The sequence below is a fragment of the Nocardioides sediminis genome (assembly GCF_003047295.1).
Classification (GTDB): domain Bacteria; phylum Actinomycetota; class Actinomycetes; order Propionibacteriales; family Nocardioidaceae; genus Nocardioides; species Nocardioides sediminis.
The window spans coordinates 20,529-36,579 of the sequence record NZ_PZYZ01000010.1; the positions used below are offsets into that span (position 1 = coordinate 20,529).

19 protein-coding genes are annotated in these 16,051 nt (G+C 73.3%); 14 read left to right on the top strand and 5 right to left on the bottom strand.

Annotation, left to right across the window (positions count from 1 at the left end; genetic code table 11):
* The first annotated feature begins 5 nt into the window (after positions 1-5).
* The 5 genes from DAI17_RS19025 to DAI17_RS19045 are packed head-to-tail and all read left to right on the top strand — an operon-like array spanning position 6 to position 3,870.
* Positions 6-980: a Ppx/GppA phosphatase family protein gene (locus DAI17_RS19025; RefSeq protein WP_107774816.1), complete on the top strand. Its 975-nt coding sequence runs from the start codon at positions 6-8 to the stop codon at positions 978-980.
* Complete coding sequence (locus DAI17_RS19030) at positions 977-1,765, top strand: sugar phosphate isomerase/epimerase family protein (protein ID WP_107774817.1); 789 nt, start codon at positions 977-979, stop codon at positions 1,763-1,765. The genes DAI17_RS19025 and DAI17_RS19030 overlap by 4 nt, the downstream gene beginning before the upstream one ends.
* Before the next feature lie 32 nt (positions 1,766-1,797).
* On the top strand, positions 1,798-2,391 hold the full coding sequence (locus DAI17_RS19035; protein ID WP_107774818.1) for a TetR/AcrR family transcriptional regulator: 594 nt from the start codon (positions 1,798-1,800) through the stop codon (positions 2,389-2,391).
* A gap of 40 nt (positions 2,392-2,431) precedes the next feature.
* Positions 2,432-3,136: an ABC transporter ATP-binding protein gene (locus DAI17_RS19040; protein WP_199905217.1), complete on the top strand. Its 705-nt coding sequence runs from the start codon at positions 2,432-2,434 to the stop codon at positions 3,134-3,136.
* A complete protein-coding gene (locus tag DAI17_RS19045; RefSeq protein WP_107774819.1) occupies positions 3,133-3,870 on the top strand; it encodes an ABC transporter permease in 738 nt (245 codons plus the stop codon). Before DAI17_RS19040 ends, DAI17_RS19045 begins: the two co-directional genes overlap by 4 nt.
* A 5-nt stretch (positions 3,871-3,875) precedes the next feature.
* On the opposite strand, the gene DAI17_RS19050 is transcribed toward DAI17_RS19045, so the two are convergent.
* Positions 3,876-4,256 (bottom strand): hypothetical protein, encoded by a 381-nt coding sequence (locus tag DAI17_RS19050; RefSeq protein WP_107774820.1) that lies wholly within the window; start codon positions 4,254-4,256, stop codon positions 3,876-3,878.
* 127 nt (positions 4,257-4,383) lie between these two features.
* Between DAI17_RS19050 and DAI17_RS19055 the strand changes: the two genes are divergently transcribed.
* Together DAI17_RS19055 and proC are read left to right on the top strand one after the other, a co-directional pair.
* Positions 4,384-5,319 (top strand): proline dehydrogenase family protein, encoded by a 936-nt coding sequence (locus tag DAI17_RS19055; protein WP_234412604.1) that lies wholly within the window; start codon positions 4,384-4,386, stop codon positions 5,317-5,319.
* A 6-nt stretch (positions 5,320-5,325) separates the two neighbouring features.
* On the top strand, positions 5,326-6,129 hold the full coding sequence (gene proC, locus DAI17_RS19060) for a pyrroline-5-carboxylate reductase (RefSeq protein ID WP_107774821.1): 804 nt from the start codon (positions 5,326-5,328) through the stop codon (positions 6,127-6,129).
* An 88-nt stretch (positions 6,130-6,217) separates the two neighbouring features.
* Here proC and DAI17_RS19065 read toward each other — a convergent pair whose 3' ends face one another.
* On the bottom strand, positions 6,218-6,721 hold the full coding sequence (locus DAI17_RS19065) for a general stress protein (protein WP_107774822.1): 504 nt from the start codon (positions 6,719-6,721) through the stop codon (positions 6,218-6,220).
* Between the two features lie 79 nt (positions 6,722-6,800).
* On the opposite strand from DAI17_RS19065, the gene DAI17_RS19070 reads away from it, so the two are divergent.
* The 5 genes from DAI17_RS19070 (at position 6,801) to DAI17_RS19090 (ending at position 10,783) form a co-directional block, all read left to right on the top strand.
* Positions 6,801-7,979 (top strand): acetoin utilization protein AcuC, encoded by a 1,179-nt coding sequence (locus DAI17_RS19070; RefSeq protein WP_107774823.1) that lies wholly within the window; start codon positions 6,801-6,803, stop codon positions 7,977-7,979.
* A 167-nt stretch (positions 7,980-8,146) separates the two neighbouring features.
* Positions 8,147-8,353: a helix-turn-helix domain-containing protein gene (locus tag DAI17_RS19075; RefSeq protein WP_107774824.1), complete on the top strand. Its 207-nt coding sequence runs from the start codon at positions 8,147-8,149 to the stop codon at positions 8,351-8,353.
* A gap of 128 nt (positions 8,354-8,481) precedes the next feature.
* Entirely contained in the window at positions 8,482-8,583 is a 102-nt protein-coding gene (locus DAI17_RS19080; protein ID WP_008356322.1) for a 30S ribosomal protein bS22, read from the top strand.
* Between the two features lie 24 nt (positions 8,584-8,607).
* Positions 8,608-9,627 carry an NAD-dependent epimerase/dehydratase family protein gene (locus DAI17_RS19085; RefSeq protein ID WP_107774825.1) on the top strand — a complete coding sequence of 340 codons (1,020 nt, stop codon included), beginning with the start codon at positions 8,608-8,610 and terminating at the stop codon, positions 9,625-9,627.
* Positions 9,620-10,783 carry a lysophospholipid acyltransferase family protein gene (locus tag DAI17_RS19090; RefSeq protein WP_199905218.1) on the top strand — a complete coding sequence of 388 codons (1,164 nt, stop codon included), beginning with the start codon at positions 9,620-9,622 and terminating at the stop codon, positions 10,781-10,783. The genes DAI17_RS19085 and DAI17_RS19090 overlap by 8 nt, the downstream gene beginning before the upstream one ends.
* A gap of 14 nt (positions 10,784-10,797) precedes the next feature.
* On the opposite strand, the gene DAI17_RS19095 is transcribed toward DAI17_RS19090, so the two are convergent.
* From DAI17_RS19095 to DAI17_RS19105, 3 genes are all read right to left on the bottom strand, one after another.
* Complete coding sequence (locus DAI17_RS19095) at positions 10,798-12,099, bottom strand: DUF5667 domain-containing protein (RefSeq protein ID WP_159081646.1); 1,302 nt, start codon at positions 12,097-12,099, stop codon at positions 10,798-10,800.
* A 148-nt stretch (positions 12,100-12,247) separates the two neighbouring features.
* Positions 12,248-13,018, bottom strand: a complete 771-nt coding sequence (locus DAI17_RS19100; protein ID WP_199905219.1) for a sigma-70 family RNA polymerase sigma factor — start codon at positions 13,016-13,018, stop codon at positions 12,248-12,250.
* A 120-nt stretch (positions 13,019-13,138) separates the two neighbouring features.
* Positions 13,139-14,035 carry an HAD family hydrolase gene (locus DAI17_RS19105; protein WP_107774873.1) on the bottom strand — a complete coding sequence of 299 codons (897 nt, stop codon included), beginning with the start codon at positions 14,033-14,035 and terminating at the stop codon, positions 13,139-13,141.
* 80 nt (positions 14,036-14,115) lie between these two features.
* On the opposite strand from DAI17_RS19105, the gene DAI17_RS19110 reads away from it, so the two are divergent.
* Positions 14,116-15,726, top strand: a complete 1,611-nt coding sequence (locus tag DAI17_RS19110; RefSeq protein WP_107774827.1) for a class I adenylate-forming enzyme family protein — start codon at positions 14,116-14,118, stop codon at positions 15,724-15,726.
* On the top strand, positions 15,723-15,992 hold the full coding sequence (locus tag DAI17_RS19115; protein ID WP_107774828.1) for a glutaredoxin family protein: 270 nt from the start codon (positions 15,723-15,725) through the stop codon (positions 15,990-15,992). The genes DAI17_RS19110 and DAI17_RS19115 overlap by 4 nt, the downstream gene beginning before the upstream one ends.
* The last annotated feature ends 59 nt before the right edge of the window (positions 15,993-16,051 follow it).

Genomic DNA, 16,051 nt, shown 5'->3' on the forward strand with positions numbered 1-16,051 from the left:
GGCCCATGCGCCTGGGCGTCCTCGACATCGGCTCCAACACGGGTCACCTGCTCGTGGTGGACGCGCACGGGGGAGCGGCCCCGCTGCCGGCGTTCTCGCACAAGCAGCCGCTGCGCCTTGCCGAGCACCTCGACGAGAACGGTGCGGTCTCGCAGGCGGGGATCGACGCCCTGACGCGGTTCTGCGAGGAGGCCCTCACCGTCGCCGAGGACAAGGGCTGCGAGGAGATGCTCGGCTTCGCCACCTCCGCGGTGCGCGACGCGGTCAACTCCGACGAGGTGCTGGCGCACGTCAACGACGTCACCGACGTCGACCTCTCCGTCCTGTCCGGTGAGGACGAGGCGCGGCTGACCTTCCTCGCCGTACGCCGCTGGTTCGGCTGGTCGGCCGGCCGGCTGGCGGTCTTCGACATCGGCGGCGGCTCGCTGGAGGTCGCCGGCGGCTCCGACGAGGCTCCCGACGTGGCCTGGTCGATGCCCCTCGGCGCGGCGCGCCTCGCGCGCGACTGGTTCGGTGGCGCCCGCCCCGACGACGAGGCGATCCGCAGGCTGCGCCGCCAGATCCGCGCCGACATCGCCCGCGACGCCGGCCACCTGATGCGTCCCGGCGCCCCCGACCGCGCGGCCGCGACGTCCAAGACGTTCCGCTCGCTGGCCCGCATCTGCGGCGCGGCCCCCAGCGGCGACGGCCCGCTCGTGCCGCGCAGCCTCGAGCTCGCCACCCTCTCGCAGTGGATCCCCAAGCTCATCGCCCTCGGCCCGGACGAGCTGGCCGCCCTGCCCGGCGTGTCCCCGAGCCGCACGCACCAGATCGTCCCGGGTGCCCTGGTCGCCGAGGCGTGCATGGACATCTTCGGCCTCGAGGCCCTCGAGATCTGCCCGTGGGCGCTGCGCGAGGGCGTCATCCTCGAGCGCCTCGACCAGCTGTCCGTCGTGACCCGGCCGCCCACCCGGCCCACGATCCGGAACGGCGCGCCGTGACCCTCGTCGCGCTCTCCACGGCCTCGGTCTACCCCGAGTCGACCGCCCACGCCTTCGCGTGGGCCGCCCAGCTGGGCTACGACGCCGTCGAGGTGATGGTGGGCGTCGACTCGCTCTCGCAGCAGACCGCCGCGCTCCAGCAGCTCTCCGAGCACCACGAGATGCCGATCTGCGCGATCCACTCGCCGTGCCTGCTCTGGACCCAGCGGGTCTGGGGCACCGAGCCGTGGGGCAAGCTCGAGCGCTCCGCGGAGCTGGCGGTCGCCGTCGGTGCCGACGTCGTCGTGGTGCACCCGCCGTTCCGCTGGCAGAAGGAGTACGCCGCCGGCTTCGTCGACGGGATCGCCGCCCTGGAGGAGTCGACCGGCATCGCCTTCGCCGTCGAGAACATGTACCCGTGGAGGGCCTCGTCGCGCCGGGGCATGGAGATGTACCTCCCCGGCTGGGACCCCAGCGACCAGGAGTACGCCAACACCACCATCGACCTCTCGCACGCCGCCATCGCCCGCAGCGACGTGGTCGCGATGGCCGAGCGGCTCGGCGACCGGCTGCGGCACGTGCACCTCACCGACGGCAGCGGCTCGGCCAAGGACGAGCACCTGGTACCCGGTCGCGGGGGCATGCGCGCGGAGGAGTTCCTCACCCATCTGGCCGGCCGCGACTTCGCCGGCCACATCGTGCTGGAGATCAACACCCGCCGCTGCTCCACCCGCGCGGAGCGCGAGGCCGACCTGCGGGAGTCGCTGGAGTTCGCCCGCGAGCACTTCGCGGTCCCGGCGCGCTGACCGCGTCGGGCGGGCGTCGTACCCTCCGTCGCATGACCCGCCCCTCCCGCGGCCGCCGCCCGGGCGCCCCGGACACCCGTGCCGCCGTGCTCGGCGCGGCCCGCGCGTCCTTCGCGGCCAAGGGCTTCGGCGGTACGACGATCCGTGCGGTCGCCGCCGACGCCGGCGTCGACCCGGCGCTGGTGCACCACTACTTCGGCACCAAGGACGACCTCTTCCTCGCGGCCATGGAGCTGCCCGTGGACCCCCGCCGGGTGATCGAGCCCGTAGTGGAGGGCCCGGTCGAGGAGGCCGCCGAGCGCTTCCTGCGGGCCTTCCTGTCGGTCTGGGACGACCCGCAGGTGCAGCCGGCCCTGCTCGCGGTGGCCCGTGCCGTCATGGACCCGGCCACGCACCGGCTGCTCAGCGAGGGGTTCCTGCCGGTGGTGATCGAGCCGGTCGGCATCGCGCTGGGCATCGACCGGCCCCAGCACCGGATGGCCCTGGTCGCCAGCCAGGTGATGGGGCTGATCCTGATGCGCTACGTGATGAGGATCGAGCCGGTCGCCTCGCTCACCAGCGAGCAGGTCGTCGCGACGTACGGACCGACGCTCCAGCGCTACCTCACCGGGGAGATACCCGACTGAGTCCTTGCGCCCGAGGGCGAGCGGGAGCACAATTCAACACATGATGAATAACGTCATCGACATCCGCGACCTCGTCGTCGTGCGTGGCGGTCGCGAGGTGCTCCCGGGGCTCACCTTGGAGGTCGCCGCCGGCGTCACCGGCCTGCTGGGCCCGAGCGGCTGCGGCAAGTCCACGATGCTGCGCTCCGTCGTCGGTGTGCAGCGGGTCCGGTCCGGCACCGTCGAGGTGCTCGGCCTCCCCGCCGGGGACCGGCGGCTCCGCGACCGGGTCGGCTACGTCACCCAGGACGTGAGCGTGTACGACGACCTCTCCGTCGCCGAGAACCTCCGCTTCTTCGCCCGGGTGCTCGGCGTCAAGGGCGACGAGGTCGACGAGGCGATCGCCGCCGTGGACCTGACCGACCGTCGTGACCAGGTGGTGGGCAGCCTCAGCGGGGGGCAGCGGAGCCGGGCCAGCCTCGCCGTCGCGCTGCTGGGCGACCCGGACGTGCTCGTGCTGGACGAGCCCACCGTCGGGCTCGACCCGGTGCTCAGGCGCGACCTGTGGAGGCTCTTCCACCGGCTGGCCGACCGCGGCAAGGCGGTCCTCGTGTCCAGCCACGTGATGGACGAGGCCGACCGCTGCGACCGGCTGCTGCTGATGCGCGAGGGCCGGATCATCGCCGACGGCACGCCCGCCGAGATCCGCGGCAGTGCCCCGGACATCGAGGCGGCCTTCCTGCGGATCGTCGAGGCCGCGGCATGAGTCCCCGGGTGACGCTGGCCGTCGCGGGCCGCGTCCTGACCCAGGTCCGGCGGGACCACCGCACGCTGGCGATGCTGCTGGTGCTCCCGTGCCTGTTGATGAGCCTGCTGTGGTGGATGTTCGAGGACCTCCCGGGAGACGCGTTCGACGGCTTCGGCCCGGCCCTGCTGGCGATCTTCCCCTTCACGGTCATGTTCCTCGTGACCAGCGTGACGACCCTGCGCGAGCGCGGGAGCGGCACGCTCGAGCGGCTGCTGTCGATGCCGATGGGCAAGCTCGACTTCCTGCTCGGCTACGCCCTGGCCTTCGGCCTGCTCGCCGCCGTCCAGTCCGCCCTCGCGGTGACGGTGAGCGTCGGCCTGCTCGGGCTCGACGTCAACGGGCCGGTGTGGCTCCTCGGGGTCGTGGCCGTCGTCGACGCCGTGCTCGGCACCGCTCTCGGGCTGCTGGTCAGCGCCTTCGCCGACACCGAGTTCCAGGCGGTCCAGTTCATGCCTGCGTTCGTCATCCCGCAGCTGCTGCTGTGCGGCCTCTTCGTCCCCCGGGACGCCCTGCCGTCCCTGCTGTCGGCGGTCTCCGACGTCCTCCCCCTCTCCTACGCCGTGGACGCCATGCAGGAGCTGGTCGGGGCCGCAAACCAGGCGAGCGTGTGGCGCGACGTCGGCGTCGTGCTCGGCTTCGCGGTCGCCGGCCTGGCGCTCGGCGCGGCGACCCTGCGGCGGCGCACGGCCTGAGGGGCTCAGCCCGCCGGCGCTCCCGGGTGCGACGAGCCCGACGCGCGGCCCAGCAGCCAGGCCGCGGCGCCGTACAGCCCGGCGAACATCGCGCTCAGCGCCAGCACGTCGACCACCGAGCCGTCCTCCTGGAGCCCGGCGGCCACCGCGACGACCCCGGCGACCAGCATCAGCGCGGCCGTGGTCCCGAGCCCCCGCGCCAGGGCCGGAGCCTGGAACCGGCCGGCCGCGGCGACCAGCAGGCCGACGACCAGCGCGCCGACGTACAGCAGGTCCGGCGGCCCGCCGGACCCCACGATGCCCAGCGCCCCGATCCCGAAGAGCAGCACCAGGGTGGCGCCGGTGGCGACCGCCAGGCCGAGCAGGCGGTGCGTGCGTGGCGTCATGGAGGTCCTCCTCGAGGTGCTGGTGCGACTGCCACCGACGGTAGGGCGCGGGGACGGCGGGAGTGGTGCAGGCGGTGTGGAGGTCCTGTGCAGGTGGGTCCGGCCGGCGCGGCGTAGCCTGTGCGGCATGTCACTGCTCCGCCAGCCGATCCTGCTGCTCGCCAAGAGCGACCAGGTCAAGAAGCTCGTCAGCACCATGCCCGTCTCGTCGGGCATCGTCACCAGCTACGTCCCCGGTGAGACCACCGACGCCGCCGTCACGGCCACCGCCGAGCTGGTCGAGGACGGGCTGTACGTCACCCTGGACTTCCTGGGCGAGGACACCCTCGACATCGCCCAGGCCGACGCCACGGTCGCGGCCTACAAGGAGGTCCTGGCGGAGCTGGCGCGACGCGGGCTCGCCGCCCGGGCCGAGGTCAGCGTCAAGCTCAGCGCGGTCGGGCAGGCGCTGCCGGAGAACGGCGAGAAGGTCGCCCTGGAGAACGCCCGCGAGATCTGCCGCGCGGCCCGCAACGCCGGCACCACGGTCACCCTGGACATGGAGGACCACACCACCACCGACTCGACGCTGTCGATCCTGCACGAGCTGCGCAAGGACTTCCCCGAGACCGGCGCCGTGCTGCAGGCCATGCTGCACCGCACCGAGGCCGACTGCCGGGCGCTGGCCTACGAGGGGTCGCGCGTGCGTCTGTGCAAGGGCGCCTACCACGAGCCCGAGACCGTCGCCTTCCAGGACAAGCTCGACATCGACAAGTCCTACGTCCGCTGTCTCAAGGTGCTGCTGGCCGGGCAGGGCTACCCGATGATCGCCAGCCACGACCCGCGCATGGTCCAGATCGCCTCCTCGCTGGCCAGCCGCTACGGCCGCCAGCCGGGCACCTACGAGTTCCAGATGCTCTACGGCATCCGTCCCGAGGAGCAGAAGCGCCTCGCCGAGTCCGGCGAGACGGTGCGCGTCTACATCCCCTACGGCCAGGAGTGGTACGGCTACCTGATGCGCCGCCTCGCCGAGCGCCCGCAGAACCTGTCCTTCTTCCTCCGCTCGCTCATCTCCAAGAAGTAGGTCGCCATGTCCCAGACCGCGATCATCGGGGCCGGGGTGATGGGGGAGACCCTGCTGTCCGGGCTCGTCCGCGCCGGCCGTCGCGTCGACAACCTGCTGGTCGGGGAGAAGCGGCCCGAGCGGGCCAAGGAGCTCGAGGAGCAGTACGGCGTCGCGGTCGTCACCAACGCGGAGGCGGCCCGCACGGCCGACACGGTCGCGCTGGTCGTCAAGCCGCAGGACATGGCGGTCGTCCTCGACGAGATCGCCGGGGAGCTGCGGCCCGGTCAGCTGCTGGTCAGCCTGGCGGCCGGCATCACCACCGCCTTCATCGAGTCCCGGGTGCCCGAGGGGGTCGCGGTCGTCCGCGTCATGCCCAACACGCCGGCGCTGGTCGACGAGGGCATGGCGGCGATCTCGCCGGGCTCGCACTGCGACGAGACCCACCTCGCCGAGGCCGAGGCGCTGCTGGCCTCCACCGGGCGCGTGGTCCGCGTCCCCGAGCGCCAGCAGGACGCGGTCACCGCGATCAGCGGCTCGGGCCCGGCCTACATCTTCTTCGTGGTGGAGTCCATGATCGAGGCGGGCGTCCACCTCGGCCTGCCCCGGGCCACCGCCACCGAGCTGGTCATCCAGACGCTCTACGGGTCGGCGACCATGCTGCGCGAGACGGGCACCCACCCGGTGGTGCTGCGCGAGCAGGTCACCTCGCCCGCCGGGACCACCGCCTCCGCGCTCCGCGAGCTCGAGGTGCACAAGGTGCGCGCCGCGTTCCTCGCCGCCATGGAGGCCGCCCGTGACCGGTCCCGGGAGCTCGCCGAGGGCTCCTGAGCCCGCACGCTTCGGGCAGTTCGGCTCCTTGCCCCGTGTGCTGAGCGTGCGGACGGCTTGCGGTGCGGCGAACTGCCCGCGGTGTGCGTCAGCCCGCGGCGTGCGGGTCGGGCAGCAGGCCGGGGGTGGCCGCCAGGATGGCGCGCGCCGCCTCGCGGTGCTTGTGCTCCACGAGCACCTCGTAGCGGGTGGCGACCACCGCGGTCACCGAGCTGAAGTCGCGGCGCCCGCGGGTCGCGGCGTACCCCGTCAGGCCCCACACGAGGCCGAACAGCGCGCCGAAGGCGGCCGTCGACAGCAGCACGCCGAGCAGGTCGTCCTCGACCCACAGGGCGACGACGAGGCCGACGAAGACACCGAACCAGAGGCCCGACACCGCACCCGCGAGCGCGACCCGGCCCCACGTGAGCCGCCCGGTCACCCGCTCGATGCGCTTGAGGTCGGTGCCGACGATCAGGAGGTTCTCGACCGGGAACTCCTGGTCGGAGAGGTGGTCGACGGCGCGCTGCGCCTCCTCGTAGGTGTCGTAGACGGCCAGGGACTGCGGGTAGTCCAGGTCGAGGCCGGTGCTGCGGGTGCCGATGCGGTCCATGCCTCGAGTGTTGCACCCGGTGTCTGGCTCCCCGCCGTGGCTACCGCCGGCACGGCGGGTTGCGGGTAGCGTCGGTCACATGGAGTGCCCCGGCCCTGCGTCCGTCGTCTTCGACAAGACCCTGGTGGAGTACGACTTCGGCCCCGGGCACCCGATGTCCCCGCTGCGCGTGGACCTGACGATGCGCCTCGCCGAGGAGCTCGGGGTGCTGGACCGCCTGCGGATGGTCGAGGCTCCCGTCGCCGACGACGACCTGATCGCCACCGTCCACGAGCGCAGCCTCATCGAGGCGGTCACGCGCTGCGGCACCGAGGGTGGCGAGGACCCCGGGCACGGGCTCGGCACCGACGACGACCCGGTCTTCCAGGACATGCACAAGGCGGCGGCCCACGTGGTCGGCGCGACGGTCGAGGCCTTCCGGCAGGTCGCCAGCGGCGACTCGCTGCACAGCGCGAGCATCGCCGGCGGTCTCCACCACGCGATGGCCGACCGGTCCTCGGGCTTCTGCATCTACAACGACATCGCGGTGGGCATCCAGTCGCTGCTCGACCAGGGCCACGAGCGCATCGCCTACGTGGACGTCGACGTCCACCACGGCGACGGGGTGGAGCGGATCTTCTACGACGACCCGCGGGTGCTGACGATCTCCCTGCACGAGACCGGCCAGATGCTCTTCCCCGGCACGGGCTTCCCGGGGGACAGCGGCGGGCCGGGGGCGGAAGGCACCGCGGTCAACGTCGCGCTCCCGCCGGGCACCGCCGACGCCGGCTGGCTACGGGCATTCCACGCCGTCGTGCCGCCGGTGCTGCGCGCCTGGGAGCCGGAGATCCTGGTGACCCAGCACGGCTGCGACTCCCACATGGAGGACCCGCTCGCGCACCTCATGCTGAGCGTGGACGGCCAGCGTGCGGCCTACCTCGCGCTGCACGAGCTGGCCCACGAGGTCACCGAGGGCCGGTGGGTCGTGACCGGTGGCGGTGGCTACGCGCTGGTCGACGTGGTGCCGCGTGCGTGGACGCACCTGCTCGCGATCGTCGGGGGACACCCGCTTCCCCCCGACACCCCCACGCCGCCCGGGTGGCGGGCCCACGTCACCGAGCTGCTCGACCGCACGCCGCCCTTCCGGATGACCGACGGGCGCACCCCGGCCTACCGGGACTGGGCGGACGGCTACGACCCGGAGACCTGGCTGGACCGCGCGATCATGGCCACGAGGACCGAGGTGTTCCCGCTGCACGGGCTGGATCCGTACCCCTGACGAGGGAGTCGAAGGTCAAGATCAACCCGACACGCCGTACGTCCCACAAGTTTCAGGAGTGACCCTCTTCCCCACGGGTCACACAGGCCCTATTGTCGGCGAGAGCGCCACGATTGTGACACCGGCGGGGAAGCCGGTGCCGTGACGTACAGAAGGATCGGTGCACCATGGCCCCCACATCGAACGGTGACATGTCCGACGTCGTCTTCCTGACGATCGCGGAGGTCGCCGCCAGGATGCGTGTCTCGAAGATGACCGTCTACCGCCTCGTCCACGGCGGGGAGCTGCCCGCCGTGCGCGTCGGACGCTCGTTCCGCGTGACCGAGGACGACGTCAACGACTACCTGCGCAAGAGCTTCTACGACGCGGGCTAGGGGCGAGCCGCACCACACGATTCCTCACCGTCCGGTCCGGCAAGTAGGCTGTGACGGACGCGCGGGCCACCTGCCTGCGCGCCGCACGTAGCAGGAGTGCTCGTGCGACGCACGTGAAAGGTTTCCCTGTGGGTTCTGTCATCAAGAAGCGGCGCAAGCGCATGGCCAAGAAGAAGCACCGCAAGCTGCTCAAGAAGACGCGCGTCCAGCGTCGCAAGCTCGGCAAGTAGGTCCTGGCCGGGGGGCGTTCGGTCATGGGACGGGTCGTGCTGGTCACGGGGATCTCCCGGGACATCGCCCGCCGTTTCGCGCGCGCGGCCGCCAGCGACCCGTCCATCGACCGGGTCGTCGGCGTCGACGTCGTGCCGCCCCGCGGTGACATCGGCGAGGTCTCCTTCGTCCGCGCCGACATCCGGACGCCGGTCATCGCCAAGGTCCTGGCCAAGGAGGACGTCGACACCGTCGTCCACATGAGTGTGATCGCGACCCCCGGCTCGGCCGGGGGCCGCAACACCATGAAGGAGCTCAACGTCATGGGCACCATGCAGCTGCTCGCTGCATGCCAGAAGGCGCCCGGTGTCGAGCGGGTGGTGGTCAAGTCCACCACCACGGTCTACGGGGCGAGCTCGCGCGACCCCGCCATGTTCACCGAGGAGATGGGTCCCAAGCGGCTGCCCTCCTCGGGCTACGCCAAGGACGTCTACGAGGTCGAGGGCTACGTCCGCGGCTTCGCGCGCCGTCGTCCCGACGTGGCCGTGACCATGATCCGCGCGGCCAACGTGATCGGTCCGCACGTGAGCAGCCCGATCACCAGCTACTTCCGGCTCCCGGTCATCCCCCGGATCCTGGGCTTCGACCCGCGCCTGCAGTTCCTCCACGAGGAGGACCTGCTCGCGGTCCTGCGGCACGCCGCGGTCGCCGGCCCGCCCGGCACCTACAACGTCGCCGGCGACGGGATCCTGATGCTCTCCCAGGCGGTCCGCCGCCTCGGCAAGCCCTCCGTCGCCCTGCCCGCCGTCGCGGTGGGCCGGCTCGGGTCCGCGCTGCGCCAGGCCCGGATGGCGGACTTCTCGCCCGAGCAGCTCGGCTTCCTGACCTACGGTCGGGGGGTGGACACGACGCGGATGCGCGCCGAGCTCGGCTTCGAGCCGCGCTTCACGACCGCGTCCGCCTTCGCGGACTTCGGCGTCTCCCTCGGCGTCTCTCCCCGGGGCCCGCACGGCCCGGCCGGCCCCGCCCTGGCGGGCGTCCCGTCGGAGGCGCGCCGTGGCTGAGTCCCGGCGGCCCCGCGACGAGGGCGCCGACGTCGTCCCCATCGGTACGTCGGGTCGTCCCGGTCGTGGCACGGGTCGGCAGCGGCCGTCCGCCGCCGCCCGCAACCTGGCCCCCCAGTCCCGCAAGGGCTCCGTCCCGCGCCCGGTGAGGGCGACCGGGCCGGCGGCCCCCGGGGCGCAGGGCCCGACGCCCGCGCCCGCGTCGGGGGACGCCACGGGCGCACGTCCCGCCGCCAGGACCGAGGAGCGCCACCCGCTGGCCGGCATCCCGGTGACGGACTGGCTCGAGGCCTTCCAGCACGCCGCCGTCGAGCTGTTCGGCGACGAGTGGGAGCGCCGGCTCGCCGAGCTGATGGCCTTCATGCGGCGACGGCTCACCGGCGACTACACGGTCGACGAGTACGGCTTCGACCCGGAGGTCACCGAGCGGTTCCTGATGGCCGCCCTGCGACCGATCGCGCAGAAGTGGTTCCGCGTCGAGGTCCGCGGCGTCGACAACATCCCCGCCACCGGGGGCGCGCTCGTCGTGTCCAACCACTCCGGCACGGTGCCGGTCGACGGCCTGATGACCATGGTCGCGGTGCACGACGCGACCGGCCGCTTCCTGCGCCCCCTCGGCGCCGACCTGGTCTTCAAGCTGCCGGTGGTCAGCTCGCTGGCCCGCCGCAGCGGCGCCACGCTCGCCTGCTCGGAGGACGCCGAGCGGATGCTCTCGGGCGGAGAGCTGGTCGGCGTGTGGCCCGAGGGCTTCAAGGGCATCGGCAAGCCGTTCAGCGAGCGCTACAAGCTCCAGCGCTTCGGGCGGGGCGGGTTCGTCTCCGCGGCGCTGCGCACCGGCGTGCCGATCGTGCCGCTGTCCGTGGTCGGTGCCGAGGAGATCTACCCGCTGGTGGGCAACATCCCGAGCCTGGCCCGCCTGCTGGGCGTCCCCTACATCCCGATCACGCCGCTCTTCCCGTGGCTGGGGCCGCTCGGCATGGTGCCGCTGCCGTCCAAGTGGCTGCTCGAGTTCGGGGAGCCGATCCGCACCGACGAGTACGACGCGGTGGAGGCCGAGGACCCGATGCTGGTCTTCGACGTGACCGACCAGGTGCGCGAGACGATCCAGCAGACGCTCTACACCCTGCTCCGGGAGCGCGACAGCGTCTTCCGCTGAGGCGGGCGCTGCCCTCAGTCGAGCAGCGAGTCGCCGGTCCCCTCCAGCACCTCACCGGTCTGGTCGAGCGTGTCGCCGGCCCCGTCGACCACGCCGTCCACCACGGGGTCGGCGACCGGCCCGACGACGGGCACCTCCTCGACGAGGTCGGGGACGTCGCCGGTCAGCAGCTTGGTCACGTCGTCCACGGTCTCCTTGACGGGCTTGGTGGCGTCCTTGCCCGGCAGGGTGGGGGTCGTGGAGCCGCCGCCATCCGTCGTACCACCCGTCGTGCCACCGGTGTCCCCGCCGCCGGGGGAGGTGGGCAGGGCGGTGTCGAGGTCGGGGACGACGATGCCGCCGACGTCCTGGCCGGAGATGGTGGAGGGGACGGACACCTGCACGCCGGACCGGCCGCGGTCGACGATCGAGGCGGACGACTCCTGCAACACGGTGCCGACGTCACGGCCGGGCACGGAGACCGTGAGCAGGAACGGGGGCAGGGTCGAGACGCCCCCGCCGCAGGACGGGCAGGCCGCGGCCGCGCGGGCGTCGAGCTCGGCGAGGGTGCTGCCGGCGGCGACGAGCTCGTCGCGGGCCGAGTCGGGGACGCCGGGCTCGAGCAGGTCCAGGCGGTCGAGACCGGTCGCGGTGAAGGTGCGCAGCGAGCGGACCAGCTGCTCGTCGCCGGACTCGCCGTAGGCGTCGAGGAGGAGGTCGGCGGCCTCGGTCGCCTGCTGCTCGAAGGTCGTGAGGGTGTCGGCCACCGCCGCGTCACGGGTCGGGGAGTCGTCGCGGGTGAGCTCGTCGACCTCCGCGAGGCGCCCGCTGGCCATGTCGAGCAGCTGCTCACCGCGGTCGGCGTCGGTCGGGGAGAGCCCGGTCCGGGCGTCCTCGATGGCCCGCTTGACGGGGTAGAGGGAGTCACCGGGCAGGGCCGTCTGGGCGGCGACCGCCATCGAGGTGGTGGCCCCGACCAGCGCCGCGCCCCCGAGCAGGGCCGCCAGTCGCCGGTCACGGCTCCGCGGGCGCACGGGCAGCGTGAGCCGGGCCTCGTCCTCGCGGCGCCGGGTCGACTGGGCGACCAGGACGGTGTCGGCCTCGGCCAGCAGGCGCTCGCGCAGCGAGGCGGTGAAGTCGGCCCGGGGAGCAGGGGCGGGGACGGCACGCAGGTCGTCGACGACGGCGAGCAGGTCGGCGAACCGCTCGGCGTCACGCTCGGTGAGGGGCGGGCGGGGGTCGGTCGAACCGTCCCGGTGACGGCCCGCGAGGGCCGTCCCGGAGACCAGGGCGTCGAACTCCTCGGCACGCCGTCGTGCCGAGAAAGGCACAGTCATCCTGTCCGTCCTTGCTTGTCGTCCTCGGTGCCGCGGGCCGCGGTGCGCTGCCCCTCCACCCCGGTGAACGACCGGTCGGGCGGCGAGGTTACGCACTGTGACGCAGCGAACCCGCAGGGTCCGGACGGGAGCGCGAGACGGGTCGTCATCAGTCCCGGATCCCCTCCGGCACGAGCTTGGCGAGGTTGCGCACCGCGCGGAGCTGGAGCTGCTTGACGGCCCCCTCGCTGCGGCCCAGCGCGAGGGCCGTCTCGGCGATGCTCATCCCCTGGAGGAAGCGCATGATGATGCACTCGCGCTGCTCGGTGGCCAGCTCGGACAGGGCGGCCAGCAGGAGCTCGTTGGTGATGCCCTCCAGCACGGCGTCCTCGGGCCCGTCGGTGGCGTCGTCGTGGAGGGTCATGTCCTCGGTGGTGAGCTCGAGCCGGGTGCGGCCCGCCTTGTAGTGGTCCGTGGTGAGGTTGCGGGCGATTGTCATCAGCCAGGCGCCGAAGTCACGCCCCTGCCACCGGAAGCTGTTCATGCTCCGCAGGGCACGGAAGAAGGTCTCCGAGGTGAGGTCCTCGGCCAGCGGCACCGAACGGGTGCGGTAGTAGAGGAAGCGGTAGACCGACGGCTGGTAGTGGTCGTAGAGGAGTCCGAACGCCTCGCTGTCGCCGCCCCTGGCCAGCTCGACCAGCGCGATCAGCCGAGTCCGGTCGGCCTCGTCCTCCTCCGAGGAGGTGGCCTGCTCGGCGTCCCCGAAGGCGTTGCGGTCCGAGGGGCCGTCGCCGCCGGGTCGCGTGGGGCGGTCGACGGACGCGTCCGCCTCGGCGAGGAGCACGCCCTCGGCCGGGAGGGGCGCGGGCGCACCGAGGACGAGCAGGACGGCGCGCCGCAGCGCGTCGAGCCCGCGCTCGATGTCGTGGTCACCCCTCATGGCGTCGTTGACGACCCTCCCCAGTCGGCCCCCGCCGGAATCTACCCAACAGTAGGTGTCGGAGTCGTCGGTGTGAACCGTCTGCGGGCGATCCCTCCGGGGCGGGGCCGGCCGCGCGGGTCAGTGGTGGTGCCTGCCGCGCACCGTGGCGCCGGCAGCCACGGCTCCGCTGACCGCACCGGCGGCGGCCGCCACCACGAGGCCGGCACGGGCGGCCTTGCGTCCGGTCCGGTAGTCGCGGACCCGCCAGCCGCGCTGCCGGGCGTAGGAGCGGAGCCGGGCATCGGGGTTGATGGCGCAGGCGTCCCCGACCAGGGAGAGCATCGGCAGGTCGTTGGCGGAGTCGGAGTAGGCCGAGCAGCGGCTCAGGTCGAGCCCCTCGCGGGCGGCGAGCGCCTTGATGGCCTCCGCCTTGGCGGGCCCGTGGAGCATGTCGCCGACGAGGCGGCCGGTGTAGACGCCGTCCACGTGCTCGGCGACCGTGCCCATCGCGCCGGTCAGGCCGAGCCGCCTGGCGATGATGCGGGCGATCTCGATCGGCGCCGCGGTGACCAGCCACACCCGCTGCCCCTGGTCGAGGTGCATCTGCGCCATCGCGCGGGTGCCCGGCCAGATGCGGTGGGCCATGCCCTCGTCGAAGATCTCCTCACCGAGGGCCTCGAGCTCGCTCACCGTGTGCCCGGCGATGAACCCGAGCGCGGAGCTGCGCGCCTCGGCGACGTGCTCGGGGTCCTCGACGCCCACGACGCGGAAGTACGCCTGCTTCCACGCGGCCCCCAGGATCTCGCGCGTCGTGAAGAACTCGCGGCGGTGCAGCCCGCGGGCGAGGTGGAAGATGCTCGCGCCCTGCATGATCGTGTTGTCGACGTCGAAGAACGCCGCGGCGGTGGGGTCGGCGGGCGTGTCGAGGGCGGTCTCCACCTCGGCCGCGGCGGCCGCGGCCTCACCGGCCAGGGTCGAGCGCTGTCGCAGGTCGAGGCGGCGGCTGCCGTGGGGGTGGCGGTCGTGCGGCGTCACGTCGCCCAGCGTAGTCCGGGCGGCCCCCACGGTCCGGAGGAACACGTGAGACCCGCGGGCCCGTGTGGAAGTATCGATGCATGTCGTCGACGGACCTTGCGGACCTGGTCGCCGAGGCCGCCGATGCCTCGCCCGACCGCCTCGCCGTGGTCGAGTCCGGCGGGCGCGCCGTGACCTGGCGCGAGCTGGAGACCGACGTGGCCCGCTGCGCCACCGGGCTGGGCCGGATGGGCGTCCTGGCCGGTCACCGCGTCATGATCGCCGTCGGCAACCGGCTGGAGCTCGTCACGAGCCACCTCGGGGTGCTCCGGGCCCAGGCGGTCTCCGTCCCCGTCAACCCCCGCTCGACCGCCGACGAGCTGGCCCGCATGATCGCCGACTCGGGCTCCCGGCTGGTCGTCGCCGACGCCGGGTCGCTGCCCGCCGTGCGGTCCGCGGTGGCCACCGTGGAGGCCGCCCTCGACGGGGACGCGTCCCTGCTGGACGCAGACCTGGTCTCGCGCGCGGTGCGTCCCCGGGTCGTCGCCGTCGGCGAGGACCGCGGACCCGGGGAGATCGGCTTCGACGACCTGGTGTCGGGTGAGTCGAGGCCGGTGCCGCCGCTCCAGGACCCGGAGAAGCTGGCCGCCCTCCTCTACACGAGCGGTACGTCGGGCCGCCCGCGCGCCGCGATGCTCACCCACCGCGCGCTGCTGGCCAACATCGAGCAGGTCGCCCGCGTCGAGCCGCCGATGATCCACGGCGACGACGTCGTGCTCGGGGTGCTGCCGCTCTTCCACGTCTACGGCCTCAACGCCGTGCTCGGCGGTGTGCTGAGGCACCGCGCCAAGCTGCTGCTCGTCGAGGAGTGGGACCCCGTGGCCGTGCTGGACCTGGTCGAGGACGAGGCGTGCAGCGTGCTCCCGGTCGCCCCGCCGGTCTTCGCCCACTGGCTGCCGCTCGACAACCTGGCCGAGCGCCTCGGCCCGGTGCGCTTGGTGCTGTCGGGCTCGGCCCCGCTGGCGCCGGAGGTCGTGGAGGCCTTCGCCGCGGCCACCTCGATCCCGGTCCACCAGGGCTACGGGCTGACCGAGGCGGCGCCGGTGGTCACCAGCACCCTGTGCAGCGAGTCCTGGCAGGCCGGCTCCGTCGGCGCGGCCCTGCCCGGCATCGAGCTGCGCCTGGTCGACGGGACCGGACGGGTGCTGACCGGGGAGGACCCCGGGGAGATCCAGGTGCGCGGCGACAACTTGTTCAGCGGCTACTGGCCCGACGGCGCCGACGGTCCGGACGCCGAGGGCTGGTGGTCCACGGGGGACGTGGGCTTCCTGGACCCGACGGGCGACCTGTTCCTCGTCGACCGGGTCAAGGAGCTGGTCATCGTGAGCGGCTTCAACGTCTACCCGACCGAGGTCGAGGAGGTGCTGCGCGAGGTCCCGGGAGTCGCGGACGCGGCCGTCATCGGCGTCCAGGACCCCGACACCGGCGAAGCCGTGGTCGCCTACGTGGTGGCCGACCCGGCGCACGCCACGGACGGTCGTGACGCGCTCGCCTCCGCGGTCGCCGAGCATGCCGCCGCCCGCCTCGCGCGCTTCAAGCAGCCGACCCGCATCGAGGTGGTCGACGAGCTGCCCCTGACGGTGACCGGCAAGGTGCAGAAGGGCCGCCTGAGGGGCCTCGAGCGCCGTCGTGCCCTGGGGCTCCTCGAGTGACCGGCCCGGACGCCCCGCAGCCCACCGCCCCGCGGGTCACCCTCTACGGGCGCGCGGGGTGCCACCTGTGCGACGAGGCCCGCGCCGTCGTCGAGGCGGTCTGCTCCGAGCTCGGGGAGTCCTGGACCGAGGTCGACATCGACGCCGACCCGGCGCTCCTGGACCGCTTCGGCGAGGAGATCCCGGTGACGCTCGTCGACGGTCGCCAGCACGACTTCTGGCGCGTCGACCCCGACCGGCTCAGGACGGCCCTGCGCGGTCGCTGACCCCTCGACTCACCCCGGTCGAGGTGGGGATACTCACATGTGCTAGCCGCGGTCCTCCG